Annotated in this window: 19 protein-coding genes and 1 riboswitch; of the genes, 15 read left to right on the plus strand and 4 right to left on the minus strand. The window is 55.3% G+C overall.

Translation table 11 applies throughout. From position 1 onward, the window contains the following. Window positions 1-223 precede the first annotated feature (223 nt). The 6 genes from ABLV30_RS21125 (at window position 224) to ABLV30_RS21150 (ending at window position 4,107) form a co-directional block, all read left to right on the plus strand. Window positions 224-1,501, plus strand: coding sequence for an L-serine ammonia-lyase, iron-sulfur-dependent, subunit alpha (locus ABLV30_RS21125; RefSeq protein WP_025107706.1), 1,278 nt, complete (start codon window positions 224-226; stop codon window positions 1,499-1,501). Window positions 1,502-1,568: 67 nt separating this feature from the next. Continuing rightward, window positions 1,569-2,306, plus strand: coding sequence for an AzlC family ABC transporter permease (locus ABLV30_RS21130; protein ID WP_004097750.1), 738 nt, complete (start codon window positions 1,569-1,571; stop codon window positions 2,304-2,306). Further along, complete coding sequence (locus ABLV30_RS21135) at window positions 2,299-2,619, plus strand: AzlD domain-containing protein (RefSeq protein WP_004097748.1); 321 nt, start codon at window positions 2,299-2,301, stop codon at window positions 2,617-2,619. The genes ABLV30_RS21130 and ABLV30_RS21135 overlap by 8 nt, the downstream gene beginning before the upstream one ends. Window positions 2,620-2,644: 25 nt before the next feature. Continuing rightward, window positions 2,645-3,022, plus strand: a complete 378-nt coding sequence (locus ABLV30_RS21140) for a Rid family detoxifying hydrolase (RefSeq protein ID WP_232551388.1) — start codon at window positions 2,645-2,647, stop codon at window positions 3,020-3,022. Window positions 3,023-3,133: 111 nt separating this feature from the next. Next, window positions 3,134-3,643, plus strand: a complete 510-nt coding sequence (locus ABLV30_RS21145; RefSeq protein WP_014227531.1) for a GNAT family N-acetyltransferase — start codon at window positions 3,134-3,136, stop codon at window positions 3,641-3,643. Window positions 3,644-3,651: 8 nt separating this feature from the next. Next, window positions 3,652-4,107, plus strand: coding sequence for an acyltransferase (locus tag ABLV30_RS21150; RefSeq protein ID WP_004097740.1), 456 nt, complete (start codon window positions 3,652-3,654; stop codon window positions 4,105-4,107). A 45-nt stretch (window positions 4,108-4,152) separates the two neighbouring features. Here the strand turns inward: ABLV30_RS21150 and pgi are convergent, their stop codons facing one another. Then, window positions 4,153-5,802: a glucose-6-phosphate isomerase gene (pgi, locus tag ABLV30_RS21155; protein ID WP_004097737.1), complete on the minus strand. Its 1,650-nt coding sequence runs from the start codon at window positions 5,800-5,802 to the stop codon at window positions 4,153-4,155. A 352-nt stretch (window positions 5,803-6,154) separates the two neighbouring features. After that, a riboswitch (Lysine riboswitch) is annotated at window positions 6,155-6,388 on the plus strand. 180 nt (window positions 6,389-6,568) lie between these two features. On the opposite strand from pgi, the gene lysC reads away from it, so the two are divergent. After that, a complete protein-coding gene (gene lysC, locus ABLV30_RS21160) occupies window positions 6,569-7,918 on the plus strand; it encodes a lysine-sensitive aspartokinase 3 (RefSeq protein ID WP_004097732.1) in 1,350 nt (449 codons plus the stop codon). 39 nt (window positions 7,919-7,957) lie between these two features. On the opposite strand, the gene ABLV30_RS21165 is transcribed toward lysC, so the two are convergent. Together ABLV30_RS21165 and ABLV30_RS21170 are read right to left on the minus strand one after the other, a co-directional pair. After that, complete coding sequence (locus ABLV30_RS21165) at window positions 7,958-8,746, minus strand: nucleotidyltransferase domain-containing protein (protein WP_048262090.1); 789 nt, start codon at window positions 8,744-8,746, stop codon at window positions 7,958-7,960. A gap of 5 nt (window positions 8,747-8,751) precedes the next feature. Then, window positions 8,752-9,879: a slipin family protein gene (locus tag ABLV30_RS21170; RefSeq protein WP_014227527.1), complete on the minus strand. Its 1,128-nt coding sequence runs from the start codon at window positions 9,877-9,879 to the stop codon at window positions 8,752-8,754. A 136-nt stretch (window positions 9,880-10,015) separates the two neighbouring features. Between ABLV30_RS21170 and ABLV30_RS21175 the strand changes: the two genes are divergently transcribed. From ABLV30_RS21175 to ABLV30_RS21190, 4 genes are all read left to right on the plus strand, one after another. Continuing rightward, on the plus strand, window positions 10,016-10,231 hold the full coding sequence (locus ABLV30_RS21175) for a hypothetical protein (protein ID WP_072351824.1): 216 nt from the start codon (window positions 10,016-10,018) through the stop codon (window positions 10,229-10,231). Window positions 10,232-10,325: 94 nt separating this feature from the next. Then, entirely contained in the window at window positions 10,326-11,906 is a 1,581-nt protein-coding gene (gene rtcR, locus ABLV30_RS21180; protein WP_265800771.1) for an RNA repair transcriptional activator RtcR, read from the plus strand. 111 nt (window positions 11,907-12,017) lie between these two features. Continuing rightward, on the plus strand, window positions 12,018-12,947 hold the full coding sequence (gene panS / locus ABLV30_RS21185) for a ketopantoate/pantoate/pantothenate transporter PanS (protein WP_025107709.1): 930 nt from the start codon (window positions 12,018-12,020) through the stop codon (window positions 12,945-12,947). A 196-nt stretch (window positions 12,948-13,143) separates the two neighbouring features. Continuing rightward, the gene (locus ABLV30_RS21190) at window positions 13,144-13,416 is read left to right on the plus strand and encodes a DUF3811 domain-containing protein (protein WP_009653910.1); all 273 of its coding nucleotides are present in this window, start codon (window positions 13,144-13,146) and stop codon (window positions 13,414-13,416) included. On the opposite strand, the gene rluF is transcribed toward ABLV30_RS21190, so the two are convergent. Next, the gene (rluF, locus tag ABLV30_RS21195) at window positions 13,413-14,285 is read right to left on the minus strand and encodes a 23S rRNA pseudouridine(2604) synthase RluF (protein ID WP_224293760.1); all 873 of its coding nucleotides are present in this window, start codon (window positions 14,283-14,285) and stop codon (window positions 13,413-13,415) included. The two genes, ABLV30_RS21190 and rluF, sit on opposite strands and share 4 nt — an antisense overlap. Window positions 14,286-14,633: 348 nt before the next feature. Between rluF and ABLV30_RS21200 the strand changes: the two genes are divergently transcribed. From ABLV30_RS21200 to ABLV30_RS21215, 4 genes are all read left to right on the plus strand, one after another. Continuing rightward, a complete protein-coding gene (locus tag ABLV30_RS21200) occupies window positions 14,634-15,581 on the plus strand; it encodes a sugar-binding transcriptional regulator (protein WP_025107710.1) in 948 nt (315 codons plus the stop codon). Window positions 15,582-15,651: 70 nt separating this feature from the next. Next, the gene (locus ABLV30_RS21205) at window positions 15,652-16,455 is read left to right on the plus strand and encodes an SDR family oxidoreductase (RefSeq protein WP_025107711.1); all 804 of its coding nucleotides are present in this window, start codon (window positions 15,652-15,654) and stop codon (window positions 16,453-16,455) included. A gap of 9 nt (window positions 16,456-16,464) precedes the next feature. Next, on the plus strand, window positions 16,465-16,872 hold the full coding sequence (locus tag ABLV30_RS21210) for a mannose/fructose/sorbose PTS transporter subunit IIA (RefSeq protein ID WP_014227521.1): 408 nt from the start codon (window positions 16,465-16,467) through the stop codon (window positions 16,870-16,872). Further along, complete coding sequence (locus ABLV30_RS21215) at window positions 16,872-17,366, plus strand: mannose/fructose/sorbose PTS transporter subunit IIB (protein WP_025107712.1); 495 nt, start codon at window positions 16,872-16,874, stop codon at window positions 17,364-17,366. Before ABLV30_RS21210 ends, ABLV30_RS21215 begins: the two co-directional genes overlap by 1 nt. The last annotated feature ends 139 nt before the right edge of the window (window positions 17,367-17,505 follow it).

The raw sequence follows: 17,505 nt of genomic DNA on the forward strand, positions 1-17,505 counted from the left end.
GGTAGTTAACTAAATCCCTTTTTATGTTCAAAAAACAGAATATAAATACCCGTCAAATCAGTTAATTAACCATAATAAGATCACAATTTTACAATATTGTAATAAGCGAATATTTTTCTCTTTCAGGCATAAATTACGCCCGCATTAGAGTAAGTTTTTCCTTAGAAATTGACTTAGCATACTCGCAGATTAATAAACCCTCGTTAGCGGAACGATATAAAACATGACTACTGAACACTCATCCCTGTTTATAAACTGGCTAAAAAAAGAAGTGGCTCCGGCATTAGGCTGTACGGAACCCGTTGCTATTTCTTTTACCGCCGCTTACGCTGCAAAACATTTAGATACGGCTTGTCAAAACATTAGCGGCTTTATTTCTGCGAACCTGTACAAGAATGCGATGGGCGTAACTATTCCGGGCACTTCCGTCAGCGGGGTGGCGCTCGCAGCCGCAATTGGCGCATTTGGTGGCGATGCGGATAAAGGTTTAAAAACGCTGGAGGGAATTACCGAACGGCATGTTGAATTAGCCCAGATGTTAATTGCCGATGGCCAGGTCAATATTAGCGTGAAAGATACTCCTGACTTTATTCATCTGGATCTGACGCTAACGGGTGGCGAAAAGAGCTGCCGCGTGGTGGTCAAGGGCACGCATACCAATATCGTTGAGCTGTATATTAATGGCGAAGCGCAGGTGCTGGCGGACAAACAGAGTACGGTAACGCAGCAGGAAACATTAGCAACCTTCTCGCTTGCGGAAGCCTTTAATTTTATTAACGAGGTCGAATTCGCCGACATCGCATTTATTCTCGAAGCCGCCCGGCTCAATTCGGCGCTGGCGGAGGAAGGTAAAAGCAAAAAATACGGCTTGAACATCAACGGCACCTTCTCTGATGCGGTAAAAAATGGCCTGCTCAGCAACGACCTGCTGAGTAAAGTCATCATCAATACCGTCGCCGCATCCGACGCACGAATGGGCGGAGCCCCCGTCGTCGCGATGTCTAACTTTGGTTCCGGTAACCAGGGTATCGCCGCCACCATGCCGGTAGTGACGGTCGCGGAGCATCTTAACGCCGATGAAGAGACCCTCGCGCGGGCGCTGGCGCTCTCCCACCTGACCGCCATATCGATCCACTCCCGCTATACGCGTCTCTCCGCGCTATGCGCGGCGTCCACGGCAGCGATGGGCGCCGCGGCTGGCATGGCGTGGTTATTTACCCGTGACCTGCAAACAATTAATACCGCTATTATTAATATGATCAGCGATATTACCGGCATGATTTGTGATGGCGCCTCTAATAGCTGCGCAATGAAAGTGTCGTCCGTGGTTTCCAGCGCCTTTAAGGCCGTACTGATGGCGATGCAAAATAGCTGCGCTGGCTCTAATGACGGCATTGTTTGCGCTGACGTTGAGCAGACTATTAATAATCTCTGCCGTCTGGTAATTAAGCCTATGGCCTATACCGATAAAGAAATCATCAACATTATGGTAGCAAAGTAATCATTAATTAGCGTTTTAATGTACCTTACACAAATAATTAATCTCCTGAATACAACAGGTATTGTTTATGAACAAAAAAGTGATTCTACGGGGTATGAGCGCCATACTTCCCCTGTGCATCGGCGACTTTCCGTTTTCATTTATTGTCGGCGCGCTAAGCGTTAGCGCCGGGATGAGTATCTGGCAAAGTACGGCATGGTCGACGATTGTCATCGCCGGTTCGGCACAAATGCTGGCGTTAAATATGCTAAAAACCGGAGCGAGCCTTGGGGTGATTATATTCACCACGCTGATTATTAATCTTCGCCATGTGCTTTATAGCGCCTCTATTTCCAGTACGGTACGCGAAGCCTCCTTCTTTAAAAAATGCTTTATGGCGTATGCCCTGACCGATGAAGTGTACGCCACGACGGTGAAAGAGATGGAGGAGAATAAAAAAGATAAATATCTTTTCTATTTTTCAGCAATGCTGACGTTTTGGTTCGCCTGGGTGCTGGCCGATTTCCTTGGCGCTCTGGTTGGCGCCTCTTTTCCGCACATTGAAAAATATGGTCTGGACTTCGCGATGGTCGCCGCATTTATCGCCATCGTGGTCCCACAAATCAAAAGCCAGGCCTGCACCGTCGCCGCCGTTGTTGCTGCCGTATCCGGGGTACTTTTGGTCGTACTGCCCTACTCGTTAGGTATCGTCGTCGCGTCCGTACTGGGCGTAATGGCGGGCCTGAGCGTCGATCTCGCCGAAGAGCGTAAACAGGCGCAGGCCGCTGACAAACTCTCTCTCGAAGGAGCGCTGGAAAATGAGTAATAGCTTTTTTATCGCCCTGACGCTTGGCATGGCCGCCGTGACCTTTCTTATTCGCTTCTCGTTCATTGGCCTCGCCGGGAAGATTCAGATGTCGAGCCGGGTCAGCAAAACGCTGCGTTTTGTGCCGGTGACCGTGCTGCCGGCCATCATCACGATTCAGATCCTGAGCGTGAACTCCAGCATGGAGTTCGATTTGAAAAACCCGAAGGTGATCGCCGCGATTATCTGCACGCTCGCCAGCTTCCGCCTGGGCCTGGTCTGGGTCGTCGTCAGCGGCGTCGGTTCACTGGTTTTGCTCAACTATTTCATGTAATCACCTATCAGAAGGAATCAACAGAATGATAATTACCACCGCCGCTGCGCCTGCCGCCATTGGCCCGTATGTTCAGGGAGTAAATCTGGGTACCATGACGATGACCTCAGGGCAGCTCCCGGTCAATCCGCAGGACGGCACCATGTCTGACGACATCGCTCAGCAGACGCGACAGTCGCTGGACAACGTTAAGGCTATCGTTGAAGCGGCGGGTTTGCAGGTGAAAAACATCGTTAAGACGATGGTCTTCGTCAAGGATCTGAATGACTTCGCCACCATCAACGCGGTGTATGAAGCGTTCTTCACCGAACACAACACGGCCTTTCCGGCCCGTTCCTGCGTCGAAGTCGCCAGACTGCCTAAAGATGCGGGCATTGAGATCGAAGCCATCGCCGTCGCCTGATCCCCGGCCGGAGGCCACCCTCCGGCCACTTCTTATCCCCCCCACTTTTGAGGTTTACCCGCAGCGAACTTTACGGGCAAAATATCGCCACTTCTTTGCGAGGAACGCAGAATGCTAAAGATTCGTCTTGCACGTCCGGAAGATGCGGCTTTACTCAACCAGATGGCCAATGCCAGCTATCGCCACCACTTTGCCCACCTCTGGCACAACGCCGATGAAATGGAGCACTACCTGCAGCAAGAGTATTCCATGGCCGCGCTGGCGCACAGCCTGGCCGATCCGCAGTGCTGCTGGTTGATTGCTGAGGCAGAGGAGCCAATTGGCTTTGCTAAATATGCCTGCCGCCAGGACATCAACCCCGAAGGCCCAACGGGTACGCTATTGCATAAACTCTATCTATTACCTGACGCTACCGGGCATCGCTACGGCGAGCAGATTTTTCGCGCCGTCGAGAAGCGAGCGAAAGAGACCGGTGAAAGCTGGCTATGGCTGGAAGTGCTCGCCGCGAATACCGGTGCCCGCCGTTTTTATGAACGTCAGGGGATGCAGCACGTAAAGGATGTGGCATTTCATTCTGCAACCCAGGAAAGCACACTCCATATTCTGGCTAAACCAATCTGAGAGGCAGCATGCATACCCTTCGTGAAACCGCCATTCGCAACGTCGCCAGCGGCGAAAACGTGGTGATTTACCAGCCCGCCAACCTCTACGACTGCACGCTTGGCGATAACGTCTTCGTCGGGCCGTTTGTAGAGATTCAGGGCCATACCCGTATCGGCAACGACAGCAAAATTCAGTCCCATACCTTTATCTGCGAGTACGTGACCATCGGCGAGCGCTGTTTTATCGGCCACGGCGTGATGTTCGCCAACGATATGTTCCGCGAGGGAAAGCCCAACGCCGACCGCGAGAGCTGGGGAAGAATTGTGATTGGCAACGATGTGTCTATCGGCAGCGGCGCAACCATTCTGGCGGTCAGCATCTGCGATGGGGTCGTGATTGGCGCGGGCAGCGTGGTGACCAAATCCATTACGGAGAAAGGCGTGTGGGCCGGGAACCCGGCAAAGCTGCTGCGGCGGCTATAACAAAAATGCCGGCCACATGGGCCGGCATTGCGAACGTTTTAGCGATTATGCGCGCCAGGATTTATAGCGGTTAATCAGGCCGTTAGTGGAGCTATCGTGGCTGCTCACTTCGGAACCATCTTTCAGCTCCGGCAGGATGCGGTTAGCCAGCTGTTTGCCCAGCTCAACGCCCCACTGGTCGAAGGTGAAGATGTTCATAATCACGCCCTGGGTGAAGATTTTGTGCTCATACAGGGCAATCAGCGCGCCCAGGCTGAACGGCGTAATTTCACGCAGCAGGATGGAGTTGGTGGGGCGGTTGCCTTCAAACACTTTGAACGGCACCACGTGTTCCAGGGTCGCCGGATCTTTACCCTGATCGCGATATTCCTGCTCAACCACTTCGCGGGATTTACCAAACGCCAGCGCTTCGGTCTGCGCAAAGAAGTTAGACAGCAGCTTCGGATGGTGATCGGACAGCGGGTTATGCGTAATCGCCGGCGCGATAAAGTCGCAAGGCACCATTTTGGTCCCCTGGTGAATCAGCTGGTAGAACGCGTGCTGACCGTTGGTCCCCGGCTCGCCCCAGATGATTGGGCCCGTCTGGTAATCCACGGCGTTGCCGTTACGGTCAACGTATTTACCGTTGGATTCCATGTTGCCCTGCTGGAAGTAGGCGGCAAAACGGTGCATATACTGGTCGTACGGCAGAATCGCTTCGGTTTCAGCGCCGAAGAAGTTGTTGTACCAGATACCGATCAGCGCCAGCAGCACCGGCAGGTTTTTCTCAGCCGGCGTGGTGGAGAAGTGTTTGTCCATCGCGTGCGCGCCGGAGAGCAGCTCAACAAAGTTGTCGAAGCCGACGGACAGGATGATGGACAGGCCGATGGCTGACCACAGAGAGTAACGGCCGCCAACCCAGTCCCAGAACTCAAACATATTGGCGGTATCAATACCGAACTCGCCAACCGCTTTACCGTTGGTCGAGAGCGCGGCGAAGTGTTTCGCGACGTGCTTCTCATCGCCGGCGGTCGCCAGGAACCAGTCGCGCGCGCTGTGGGCATTGGTCATGGTTTCCTGAGTAGTAAAGGTTTTCGACGCGACCAGGAACAGGGTAGTTTCCGGGTTCACCGTTTTCAGCACTTCGGCAATGTGGGTACCATCGACGTTAGAAACAAAATGCATATTCAGGTGATTTTTGTACGGGCGCAGCGCTTCGGTCACCATGAACGGGCCGAGGTCGGAGCCGCCGATACCGATGTTGACGACGTCGGTAATCGCTTTACCGGTGTAGCCTTTCCAGCTGCCGGAGATAATGGCTTCGGAGAAGGTTTTCATCTTCTCAAGCACGGCGTTCACTTCCGGCATCACGTCTTTGCCATCAACCAGAATCGGAGTATTGCTGCGGTTACGCAGCGCAACGTGCAGCACCGCGCGGTCTTCCGTGCGGTTAATCTTCTCGCCGGAGAACATGGATTTAATGGCGTCTGCCAGGAAGGTCTCTTTGGCCAGGTCCTGCAGTTTTGCCAGCGTCTCTTCGGTGATGCGGTTTTTGGAAAAATCCACCAGCATCAGATCGTCGAACGTGGCGGAGAATTTAGAGAAACGATCGCTATCCTTCGCGAACAGATCCGCGATGGTAACGTCTTTCATTTCATCAAAGTGTTTCTGTAATGCCTGCCAGGCAGAGGTCTGCGTTGGGTTGATGTTTTTCATTAGCAATACTCTTCTGATTTGAGAATTGTGACTGCGGTCGATTGTAGCGCCGGTGACGAAAAATTGTGATGATTTTTGTGTTATGCCGATGATACGCGTCAGGATTAGAGCCAATTTGGCGCAAATCGCCCCTCATAGTATAGACATCATAAGGCTTTTTTCTGTCAGCGACTCGCGCATGAAAAATCCGCATAACCCTGACGTTGACATACTTCGCCTGAAGCCTTTATATAACGGCAGTACCTACATATACGTAGGTAGGTATGGATCGCGCATTTCACGCTACAGCGAAAGGGTATTGCAGGGGGGTATAATGTCCCGCGTCCCCCTGGCAAAGTGAAAGACGTCGGTAATTGCCAGAAGAGGTGCGTTGCCCAGGTAACCGTATTGGAGGAGCCAGTCCGGGGAAAATACGTGAGGGGGAGCAACGCCGAGGTGAATAAGCGTCTGGTTACGCTCATCACCGGCCACAGGGGCTGAATCCCCTGGGTTGTCACCAGAAACGTTCGCAGTCGGGCGTTTCATACTCGCCGTCTGATGCACAGCATCGGCAAGCGGGTCTACAAGGTGGAGCACTTCTGGGTGACATCGTAGTTTGTTTATCGCTCTGCGCCCACCCTGTTTTTCGCTCTTCCCTTGTGCCATGGCTGAATAATTTGGCCTGGCTTATTAAGACATTTTATTGCAATCCGGTTGCGTCCAGCCCCGCCAGGATTGGTTTTCTGGAATCGTTTTAATAAGTCAGGCCCCCTGACACGAGGTTGTTATGACAGACTTAGTTGTAGCCAAGTTCGGCGGCACCAGCGTTGCCGATTTTGATGCCATGAACCGCAGCGTGGACGTCGCGCTGCTGGACGCCAATACCCGCGTGGTGGTGCTTTCCGCCTCAGCGGGGGTGACCAACCTGCTGGTCGCCTTAGCGGAAGGGCTGGAACCCGGCGAACGTTTCGCGAAGCTCGATGCCATGCGTCAAATCCAGTTCAACATTCTGGAGCGTCTGCGCTATCCCAACGTTATTCGCGATGAAATTGAGCGCCTGCTGGAAAACATCACCACCCTGGCGGAAGCCGCCTCCCTGGCCAGTTCAACCGCGTTAACCGACGAACTGGTCAGCCACGGCGAACTGATGTCTACTCTGCTGTTTGTCGAGATCCTGCGCGAGCGCGGCATCGCCGCCCAGTGGTTCGACGTGCGCAAAATTATGCGCACCAACGACCGCTTTGGCCGCGCGGAACCGGATATTGCCGCCTTATCCGAATTAACCCAGCAGCTGCTGGCCCCGCGTCTTGCGGAAGGCGTGGTGATCACCCAGGGCTTTATTGGCAGCGAAGCCAAAGGCCGCACCACCACGCTTGGCCGCGGCGGCAGCGACTATACCGCCGCGCTACTCGGCGAAGCGCTAAACGCCACCCGCGTCGACATCTGGACCGATGTTCCGGGTATCTATACCACCGACCCGCGCGTCGCCCCGGCGGCCAAACGCATTGACGTTATCGCTTTTGAAGAAGCGGCGGAAATGGCGACCTTTGGCGCGAAGGTCCTGCATCCGGCTACCCTGCTCCCCGCCGTGCGCAGCGATATTCCGGTATTCGTCGGCTCCAGCAAAGAGCCGAAAGCCGGCGGCACGCTGGTGTGCAAAAACACCGAAAACCCGCCGCTGTTCCGCGCGCTGGCGCTGCGCCGCAAGCAGACGCTGCTAACCCTGCACAGCCTGAATATGCTGCACTCACGCGGTTTTCTGGCCGAGGTATTCAGTATTCTGGCCCGCCACAGTATCTCCGTCGATCTGATCACCACGTCGGAAGTGAGCGTGGCGCTGACCATGGATACCACCGGTTCGACGTCGGCTGGCGATACCCTGCTCACCCAGGGACTGTTGACCGAACTTTCCTCTCTGTGCCGCGTTGAGGTCGAGCAGGATCTGGCGCTGGTCGCCATCATTGGTAATGAACTGTCGAAGGCGTGCGGCGTCGGTAAAGAGGTGTTTGGCGTACTGGACCCGTTTAATATTCGTATGATTTGCTACGGCGCATCCAGCCATAACCTGTGCTTCCTGGTCCCGGGTGCGGATGCCGAAAAAGTGGTGCAGAAGCTGCATCATAATCTGTTCGAGTAATAGCGAATAAAATGGCCCGCCATTTCTGCCGGGCCATTTTTAGTTTCCCATCACCGTGGTCATCAGCAATCTGTCCAACTCCCTGACATCACCGCTCCGGCTCTCAGGCAGCGCTGGCGGGATTGCGCCTCTGAGCAGCTCGGACTGAATAAACGCATGCAGCAGCGGTCGACGCGGGCCGTTTTCCGCCTCTCCTGCACGCTGTTTACGTTCCAGCAGCTCGTCTATTTCCGCACGTAGACCCGCTTCCAGCTCGCTTCCTGCCAGCAGTTCATCAAAGCGCATCGGCGGCACACCTTTTCCCGCCTCAACCCAGCGGACGGCCAGCAGCGGGCGCAGTACGTAAAAGTACTTTTTCAGCCGCACTCGTTCGCCTTGCAGATAGCCGCGGAAATTTTTACGGGCCATCGAATAGTAATGCCAGCGGGCGCGAACCGGAGAAAACCAATGCGGTATCACTTTCTTCAGCGCCTGAACCGTCGCGTCATCCTGCTGATACACCACCGGTGAATCCAGCCATTCGATCAGCGTCGGGTTCGCCCCTTTCAGCAGACCCAGCGCCTTGCGCCACTCCCAGCCGCAGACGTCCAGCTCATCGTCGATGGGCAGCTCAATAACATCGCGCGGGGGATCCACCCGCAGGTACCACTCCAGCGGGTGAACGTAGAGAAACCGCACATCATAATCGCTGTCCGGCGAGGCAAAGCCCCAGCCCCGGCTGCCGGATTCGCAGGCGTAGAGCACTCTGACGCCGTAGCGCTGCTCCACGTCTTTTAACTGCCGCCGCACCTTATGGCGCATGGCGGCGCTTACAGCGTGATACGTCATTTTCATTATCCTTTTAGATTCACCAGGCCATGCAGCACCTGGTCCAGGCCGCCAAAGACCGAGATTTTATCGATACGCTCCGCCACTCTTTCCAGCGTTTCCAGCTCTTTTAAGCGCAGCGCGACCGGGTTATTCTCCATCACCTTCGCGGTGTTGAGCAGCGAGCGCGTCGCCGCGGTCTCTTCACGCCGGCGGATCACGTTCGCCTGCGCCGATTTCTCCGCCTCCACCAGCTGCGACAAAATGGCTTTCATGTCGCCGGGCAGCACAATATCCTTCACGCCCAGCGACGCGACGTCGATACCAAATGCCGCCATGCGCTCGGTGACCTGCGCGCTCACGACCTCATCAATGATTTTCTTATCTTCCAGCAGCTCATCCAGCGTTCGCGTTCCGACGGCTTCACGCAGCGCAAACTGCAGCTCGCGATACAGATGGTCCAGCGGCTTCGTCAGCTGTCCAAACGCCTGCAGTACATCGCTGTAACGCCAGTTCGCCGCCAGATTTAAACGCAGGTTCACTTTATCTTTGGTTAGAATCTCCTGGCCGCCAACCTCCAGCACCTGCAGGCGGGTATCGACCACTTCCGCTTCCACCAGATGATTGACCTTCCAGTACGCGCTCAGGCCAGGCTGCAGCAGCGATTGTGTCTCGCCGTCGATTTTCAGCACCCCGACGTGCCACGCCGGCACCGATACGGTGAGGATCGCTTCGCGACCTTTTACCGCCCCGTGACGTCGCGGCTGCAGCACCGCATTCATAATGTCAGCCGGAACCGCAACCTGCCGGGTATCGATACGTAGCAGCTGAATTTCATCACCGGCGGACCAGTACAGTCGGCGCGTCGAAGGCGGTAAAATTTCCTGCAGCACACCGTTGGCATACAGCGCCCCGGCCTCGACATCCGTCAAATCCGCCGCCAGGCAGTAGCGTTCAATCCATTCCGGCTGAAAGCGTCGTAAATACTCCGCCAGCGCCTCCGGCACTTCGCTGCCGTCCCGGTTAACGATCAGCACTTCGGGGACGTTGAACCACGGCAGGCGATGCTCGCCCGCTTCCAGAACCTGATAGTAGTCACCCTGACGGGATAAAAGGCCAAGCTGACCTTTACGTATCGTGATTTTCTTCGTCATTTTTTGTTCCTTAGCAAAATCAGGCGCGGGTGCAGGGGCGAAGCCGCAGGGGAACTCCCTTTTGCCTGCGGCACGGCGCCTTTACCGGCGGCCTGCTGTGGGGCGTGCTGACTGCGCATCACCCCGCGTTATTTCTATGATTAACGACCAGTTTTCATTGGAGATGAAATCGGGAATCGAACCCATTGGTGGTCATCGGCTGACGGAACGCGCCCGAAAAACGGCCTGTACCGTTCCTGGCGTGCCGGCGGGGTTTAACCCCCTGCGTTTTCAGCGTCGTGACGGAAGGGATATTGCCAGTTGCGTGCCAACAATAAAAAATGCGAAAGTTATTTTTCAATCAATTGATTAATAACGCTTTTGTTTTTTAATTCAAACGGTAACGCTTGCTTCCGGCAGCAGGTTTTTTTATCTTTAAATATCGAAACTTATCTTTTGGGATAAACATGAAAAAGCGGCGAGTGGTCATTGGCGTCCTCGGAACGGTGCTGGACAAACGCGGCAAGCGGGCGAATCGCTTTAAAAAATGGCGGCCTACCGTTGGGCTATGCCAGCAGGCCGATTTTCCTGTCGACAGGCTGGAGCTTCTCCACCAGCCGCGTGATGAAAATATGGCGCAAAAGCTGATTGACGATGTCGCCCAGCTTTCGCCGCATACCGAAGTGCGCCCGCATACGATTGAGATAAACGATCCGTGGGATTTTGAAGAGGTCTACGCGGCGTTTCTCGACTTCGCCAACCGCTATCGCTTTGATACCGAAAACGAAGAGTATCTGGTGCATATCACCACCGGGACCCACGTGGCGCAGATCTGCTGGTTCCTGCTGACCGAAGCGCGCTATCTCCCCGCCAGCCTGCTGCAGACCAGCCCTGCGCCGAAAGGCGCAGCGGATGACGCCGTCGCCGCCGGTATTTACTCGGTGATCGATCTGGACTTAAGCCGCTACGCCACGCTCACCAGCCGCTTTCAGCGCGAGCAGCAGCAGTCCGTCTCCTTCCTGAAGGCGGGTATCGAGACGCGTAATGCGACGTTCAACGCGCTTATCGATCGTATTGAGCGCGTGGCGATCCGATCGACCGATCCGATCCTGCTGACCGGCCCAACGGGCGCCGGGAAGTCCGTCCTCGCCAAACGTATTTTTCAGCTTCGTCAGTCGCGCCATCGGGTGGCGGGAAAATTCATGGCGGTAAACTGCGCCACGCTGCGCGGTGATAACGCCATGTCCACGCTGTTTGGACATGTCAAAGGCGCGTTTACCGGCGCGGTTACGCCTCGCGCCGGGCTATTACGCGAAGCCGACGGCGGCGTGCTGTTTCTCGATGAAATCGCCGAGCTGGGGCTGGATGAGCAGGCTATGCTGCTGAAGGCCATCGAAGAAAAAACCTTTTTCCCGTTTGGCTCGGATAAAGAGGTGCACAGCGACTTCCAGCTAATCGCCGGCACGCATCGCGATATGCAGCAGTGGGTGGCGGAGGGGCGCTTTCGCGAAGATCTTTATGCGCGCATCAATATGTGGCGCTTTGCCCTCCCCGGCCTGGCGCAGCGGCGGGAAGATATTGCGCCGAACGTGGAGTATGAATTACGGCGACTGGCCAACGAGCGGCAGACGCAGATCCGCTTCGATAAAGACGCCCGCGAACGCTATCTGGCCTTTGCCTGCTCGCCGCAGGCGCAATGGCGCGGCAATTTCCGCGAGCTAGGCTCCTCCGTGGCGCGTATGGCGACCCTGGCCGAGCAGGGGCGCATTACGCTGGCCGTTGCGGAAGAGGAGATAATGCTGCTGAAAGAGAGCTGGCAGCTCACGACATCTTCTCCTGATATTGCAATGGAAATCGATCTGTTCGATCGCCGCCAGCTGGAAACGGTGCTGGAGGTCTGCCAGCGCAGCGTTTCGCTCTCCGAAGCCGGACGCGAGCTGTTCGCCGTCTCCCGGCAAAAAAAGGCCAACCCTAACGATGCCGACCGCTTGCGCAAATATTTAGCGCGCTTCGGACTCAGCTGGGAGCTTATCCGCAGCGGAACATGAGCATAATTTGTTTGAATAATATGTCTTAGCACGATAAACAATAGCGATGGCCGGGCTCGATCCCGGCCGGTCTATAACAAGCAAACACAACTTACGTGCAAGGAAAACAACATGCTCGCCACGCTTACGCGGCTGTTCCCATTATGGGCGCTGCTGCTCTCGGTTATCGCCTATTACACGCCATCCACTTTTACCCCCGTTGGCCCGTGGGTCCCGACGCTGCTGATGCTGATTATGTTCGGCATGGGCGTGCATCTGAAAGTCGACGATTTTAAGCGCGTGCTTTCCCGCCCCGCGCCGGTCGCCGCAGGCATTTTTCTCCATTACCTGGTGATGCCGCTCGCCGCCTGGCTGCTGGCGCTGATTTTTCACATGCCGCCCGAGCTCTCCGCCGGGATGGTGCTGGTCGGCAGCGTCGCCAGCGGTACGGCATCCAACGTGATGATCTTTCTGGCAAAAGGCGACGTCGCGCTCTCAGTCACCATCTCATCGGTTTCCACACTGGTTGGCGTGGTCGCCACCCCGTTGCTGACGCGTCTGTACGTGGATGCGCATATTCAGGTGGACGTGATGGGGATGCTGCTCAGCATTCTGCAAATCGTGGTGATCCCGATTGCGCTGGGGCTTGTCGTGCACCATCTGCTGCCGAAAGTGGTGAAGGCGGTGGAGCCGTTCCTGCCGGCCTTTTCGATGGTCTGCATTCTGGCGATTATCTGCGCCGTGGTGGCAGGCTCCGCGTCGCATATCGCTTCCGTTGGTTTTGTGGTGATTATCGCCGTTATCCTGCATAACACTATCGGTCTGCTCGGCGGCTACTGGGGCGGGCGACTGTTTGGCTTTGACGAGTCCACCTGCCGCACGCTGGCGATCGAGGTAGGAATGCAGAACTCCGGCCTTGCCGCCGCGCTGGGGAAAATCTACTTTGGCCCGCTGGCCGCGCTGCCCGGCGCGCTGTTCTCGGTCTGGCACAACCTGTCCGGCTCGCTGCTGGCCGGCTACTGGTCAGGGAAGCCTATCGCCGACAAACCGCGTAAACGGTAAAAGAGCGCGAATAACCCGTAATTTTCCCGGCTTGCGCTGCGCTTAGCCGGGCTACGGTCCGTGCAGCTTGCGGGTTTTGTAGCCGGACAGGTGCGCAGCGCCGCCTCCGGGATTTTCTGCGAGGCACAACAATTTACCGTGAGACGTCAGCCCCAATACCGTACACTGAAACCACAGGCTAATTGAGGGCACCACTATGGCACTCCCCCGCATCACGCAAAAAGAGATGACCGAGCGCGAACAGCGCGAACTGAAAACCCTGCTCGACCGCGCGCGCATCGCCCATGGCCGTCCGCTGACCAACGCGGAAACCAACAGCGTGAAAAAAGAGTACATCGATAAACTGATGGCCCTGCGCGAGGCCGAGGCTAAGAAAGCCCGCCAGCTGAAGAAAAAGCAGGCTTATAAACCGGACGCAGAGGCCTCGTTTTCCTGGTCGGCAAATACCCCGACGCGCGGCAGACGTTAACGCCCTTTCTTCTTGCGCCCCGGCGCGGTAAAGCGTTTGCCGTTCGACGCCGGGCGGGAGGACTTGTCGCTGGTTTTTTCAATCGCCACGACGGGACGCTTGATGCCGGCCGTTTTCGGCTTCGCTTTTGCCTTCGGTTTCGCTTCTGAAGACGAGTTTTCAATCAGTTTGAAAAGATCGATCAGCTCATCGTCGGTCAGATCGCGCCACTCTCCCAGCGGGATCCCCGTCAGGCTGACGTTCATGATCCGCGTCCGCTCAAGCTTCGTCACTTCATAGCCAAAGTGTTCGCACATCCGGCGGATCTGGCGATTCAGCCCCTGCACCAGGGTAATGCGGAACACAAACGGCGCTTCTTTTTTCACTTTGCACTTCTTCGTCACCGTGCCGAGAATCGGTACGCCCGCCCCCATGCCGCAGATAAACTCATCGGTCACCGGCTTATCAACGGTGACCAGATACTCTTTTTCGTGATCGTTACCGGCGCGCAGGATTTTATTCACCAGATCGCCATGGTTGGTCAGAAAGATCAGCCCCTGGGAGTCTTTATCCAGGCGACCGATGGGGAAAACGCGTTTGCTGTGGTTTACGAAATCAACGATGTTGTCGCGTTCGCCGTCTTCGGTAGTGCTGACGATGCCAACCGGTTTATTCAGCGCAATCAGGACCAGATCGTCCGCTTCGCGCGGCTCAATCAACCGGCCATTGACCTTTACCACGTCGCCCGCTTTAACCTGGTCGCCGATGGTAGCGCGCTTGCCGTTGATAAAAACGTTGCCTTGTTCGATAAAGCGATCGGCTTCACGACGCGAGCAAATTCCGCTTTCGCTGATGTATTTATTGAGTCGGGTTGATGAGTCGGGCAGCATAAAATCTCCTGTAAAAGCGAAATATACCCTACCTTGCGGGCGATAAAAAAGAATCGCGCTCTCGTCGCCTGCCGCTAAATGTGATCTGCCACGCCTTTCAACACAAAAGTGTGCCCATGAAAGCCCGGCAACTTTGCCCGGCGAAACAAAGCAGAATCAGGCTCTTATCACGTCCGGCACAAAGGTGCCATAAACCACCGGTAAGCAACGCAAATGTGCAACAGAAACGGTCGGAACATCATCATGAAATAGAGGAAAATTTCTTTGAAGCGGGTCGCTGATGGGGTTATATCAGATCATGACAGCAACTCTCCCATTTGCACAAATGTGCAGGAGCCGACAGTGACGATGGAAAACAGCGACGATATTCGTCTGATCGTGAAAATCGCCCAGCTCTACTATGAGCAGGATATGACCCAGGCGCAGATTGCCCGCGAGCTGGGGATATACCGCACCACTATCAGCCGTCTGCTGAAGCGCGGCCGCGAGCAGGGCATCGTCACTATCGCCATCAACTACGACTACAACGAAAATCTGTGGCTTGAGCAGCAGCTAAAACAAAAATTCGGTCTCAAAGAGGCGGTGGTGGCGGCCTGCGACTCACTGCTGGAGGAGGATCAGCTCAATCTTATCGGCCTGCATGGCGCGCAATTGGTCGACAGGCTGCTGGAGCCGGGCGATATCGTCGGCTTCTCCTGGGGTCGGGCGGTGCGCGCGCTGGTGGAGAATCTGCCGCAGGCCAGCCAGTCCCGTCAGGTTATCTGCGTGCCGATTATCGGCGGCCCCTCCGGAAAACTGGAAAGTCGCTACCACGTGAATACGCTGACCTACGGCGCAGCGGCGAAGCTGAAAGCGGAATCTCATCTCGCTGATTTCCCGGCACTGCTGGATAACACATTAATTCGCAACGGTATTATGCAGTCCCGGCATTTTAAAACGATTGCCTCCTACTGGGATAACCTGGACGTCGCGCTGGTGGGCATTGGTTCTCCGGCGATCCGCGACGGCGCCAACTGGCATGCATTTTACGGCAGTGAAGAGAGCGACGATCTCAACGCTCGCCAGGTCGCCGGCGATATCTGTTCGCGTTTTTACAACATTGATGGCGCGCTGGTCGAAACCGCCATGAGCGAAAAAACGCTCTCTATCGAGATGGTGAAACTCAAGCAGGCGCGCTACTCGGTGGGTATCGCCATGGGCGAGGAGAAATACGCCGGGATTCTTGGCGCCTTAAACGGTCATTACATTAATTGTCTGGTGACGAATCGAGAAACCGCTGAGTCATTACTGAAGTAAATGTCAAGAATATGATTTCACGCAGCGCTGCTGCGGGGGATCCCTTTATCTAAAGAAACAGGAGTCGATAATGAATACATGGTTAAATTTAAAAGACAAAATAATTATCGTGACCGGCGGCGCATCAGGAATCGGCCTGGCGATTGTCGATGAGTTATTAGCCCAGGGCGCAAACGTGCAGATGAGCGATATTCACGGCGGCGACAAACATCAGGATCGCGATAATTATAATTTCTGGCCAACCGATATTTCCAGCGCCAGCGAAGTGAATAAAACCGTCGACAGTATTATTCAGCGCTTTGGCCGCATTGATGGTTTAGTCAATAACGCCGGCGTCAACTTCCCGCGTTTATTAGTCGATGAGAAAGCGCCGTCCGGTCGCTATGAATTAAATGAAGCGGCTTTCGAAAAAATGGTCAATATCAACCAGAAAGGCGTGTTCCTGATGTCGCAGGCGGTGGCGCGCCAGATGGTTAAACAGCGCAGCGGCGTGATTGTTAACGTCTCGTCAGAAAGCGGTCTCGAAGGCTCTGAAGGCCAGAGCTGCTACGCCGCGACCAAAGCCGCGCTGAACAGCTTTACCCGCTCCTGGTCGAAAGAGCTGGGCAAGCACGGTATTCGCGTCGTAGGCGTTGCGCCGGGCATTCTGGAAAAAACCGGGCTGCGTACGCCGGAATATGAAGAAGCGCTGGCCTGGACCCGCAATATCACCGTCGAACAGCTGCGCGAAGGCTATAGCAAAAATGCGATTCCTGTTGGTCGCTCCGGCCGTCTCAGCGAAGTTGCTGATTTTGTTTGCTATCTGCTCTCAGAGCGCGCCAGCTACATTACCGGAGTAACCACTAACATTGCGGGCGGCAAAACGCGCGGCTAAGGGGGAAACATGGTTAACGTCATCTTCTGCGCTCACGGTCAGCTGGCCTGCGCCATGCTCGACTCGGTGCGCATGGTTTACGGCGATGTCCACGTCAGCGCCGTGGCGTTTGTACCGGGGGAAAACGCGGGCGATATCGCCGATAAGCTTGAAAAGTTGGTAAGTACTCACAAAGAGGAGGAGTGGCTCATCGCCGTCGATCTACAGTGCGGCAGCCCGTGGAACGCCGCCGCCGGCCTGGCGATGCGCAACCCACAGCTTCGGGTCATCAGCGGCCTGTCGCTACCGCTGGCTCTGGAGCTGGTCGATAACCAGCAAACGATGAATGCAGAAGCACTGTGCCAACATCTTGAGACCATCGCCAGCCAGTGCTGCGTCACCTGGCGGCAACCGGAAACCGTTGAGGAGGATTTCTGATGAACATTACGCTCGCACGCATCGATGACCGCCTGATTCACGGCCAGGTCACCACCGTTTGGTCAAAAGTGGCCAACGCCCAGCGCATCATTATCTGTAATGACGACGTGTATAACGACGACGTTCGCCGCACGCTGCTTCGCCAGGCCGCGCCGCCGGGCATGAAGGTCAATGTGGTGAATATCGAGAAAGCCGTCGCCGTTTATCACAACCCGCAATATCAGGACGAAACGGTTTTTTATTTATTCACTAATCCGCAGGACGTATTAACCATGGTGCAGCAGGGCGTCAAAATAGCCACGCTGAATATTGGCGGCATGGCCTGGCGACCGGGTAAAAAACAGTTAACCAAAGCGGTGTCATTAGACGCAGCGGATATTAATGCCTTTCAGCAGTTAGATACTCTGGGCGTTAAGCTTGATTTACGCGTCGTGGCTTCGGATCCGTCGGTTAATATTCTCGATAAAATAGCAGAGCAGTCCGTTACAGAATAATAAAACGCGCCTTTTATTACACACTATCATTCTGGATGCATCGCGGCGGCAAATGAGCGAGTCACCAGCAGCATAGCTAACTATGTGACTGGGGCGAGAGAATGCAGTCAACAAAGAGGCAGCCTGAAGAACATCGTGT

It is taken from the genome of Klebsiella sp. CN_Kp113, from assembly GCF_040064585.1.
In the GTDB taxonomy this organism is placed as follows: domain Bacteria; phylum Pseudomonadota; class Gammaproteobacteria; order Enterobacterales; family Enterobacteriaceae; genus Klebsiella; species Klebsiella michiganensis.

Bases quoted from the DNA above. Each gene is read 5' to 3' on its own strand.
- ABLV30_RS21130 (WP_004097750.1), top strand. From the start codon at position 1,569: ATGAACAAAAAAGTGATTCTACGGGGTATGAGCGCCATACTTCCCCTG.
- ABLV30_RS21150 (WP_004097740.1), top strand. From the start codon at position 3,652: ATGCATACCCTTCGTGAAACCGCCATTCGCAACGTCGCCAGCGGCGAA.
- ABLV30_RS21165 (WP_048262090.1), bottom strand. From the start codon at position 8,746: ATGACGTATCACGCTGTAAGCGCCGCCATGCGCCATAAGGTGCGGCGG.
- rtcR (WP_265800771.1), top strand. From the start codon at position 10,326: ATGAAAAAGCGGCGAGTGGTCATTGGCGTCCTCGGAACGGTGCTGGAC.
- ABLV30_RS21125 (WP_025107706.1), top strand. From the start codon at position 224: ATGACTACTGAACACTCATCCCTGTTTATAAACTGGCTAAAAAAAGAA.
- ABLV30_RS21140 (WP_232551388.1), top strand. From the start codon at position 2,645: ATGATAATTACCACCGCCGCTGCGCCTGCCGCCATTGGCCCGTATGTT.
- ABLV30_RS21190 (WP_009653910.1), top strand. From the start codon at position 13,144: ATGGCACTCCCCCGCATCACGCAAAAAGAGATGACCGAGCGCGAACAG.
- rluF (WP_224293760.1), bottom strand. From the start codon at position 14,285: ATGCTGCCCGACTCATCAACCCGACTCAATAAATACATCAGCGAAAGC.
- ABLV30_RS21200 (WP_025107710.1), top strand. From the start codon at position 14,634: ATGGAAAACAGCGACGATATTCGTCTGATCGTGAAAATCGCCCAGCTC.
- ABLV30_RS21175 (WP_072351824.1), top strand. From the start codon at position 10,016: ATGATTAACGACCAGTTTTCATTGGAGATGAAATCGGGAATCGAACCC.
- ABLV30_RS21135 (WP_004097748.1), top strand. From the start codon at position 2,299: ATGAGTAATAGCTTTTTTATCGCCCTGACGCTTGGCATGGCCGCCGTG.
- ABLV30_RS21210 (WP_014227521.1), top strand. From the start codon at position 16,465: ATGGTTAACGTCATCTTCTGCGCTCACGGTCAGCTGGCCTGCGCCATG.
- ABLV30_RS21145 (WP_014227531.1), top strand. From the start codon at position 3,134: ATGCTAAAGATTCGTCTTGCACGTCCGGAAGATGCGGCTTTACTCAAC.
- lysC (WP_004097732.1), top strand. From the start codon at position 6,569: ATGACAGACTTAGTTGTAGCCAAGTTCGGCGGCACCAGCGTTGCCGAT.
- ABLV30_RS21170 (WP_014227527.1), bottom strand. From the start codon at position 9,879: ATGACGAAGAAAATCACGATACGTAAAGGTCAGCTTGGCCTTTTATCC.
- ABLV30_RS21215 (WP_025107712.1), top strand. From the start codon at position 16,872: ATGAACATTACGCTCGCACGCATCGATGACCGCCTGATTCACGGCCAG.
- ABLV30_RS21205 (WP_025107711.1), top strand. From the start codon at position 15,652: ATGAATACATGGTTAAATTTAAAAGACAAAATAATTATCGTGACCGGC.
- pgi (WP_004097737.1), bottom strand. From the start codon at position 5,802: ATGAAAAACATCAACCCAACGCAGACCTCTGCCTGGCAGGCATTACAG.
- panS (WP_025107709.1), top strand. From the start codon at position 12,018: ATGCTCGCCACGCTTACGCGGCTGTTCCCATTATGGGCGCTGCTGCTC.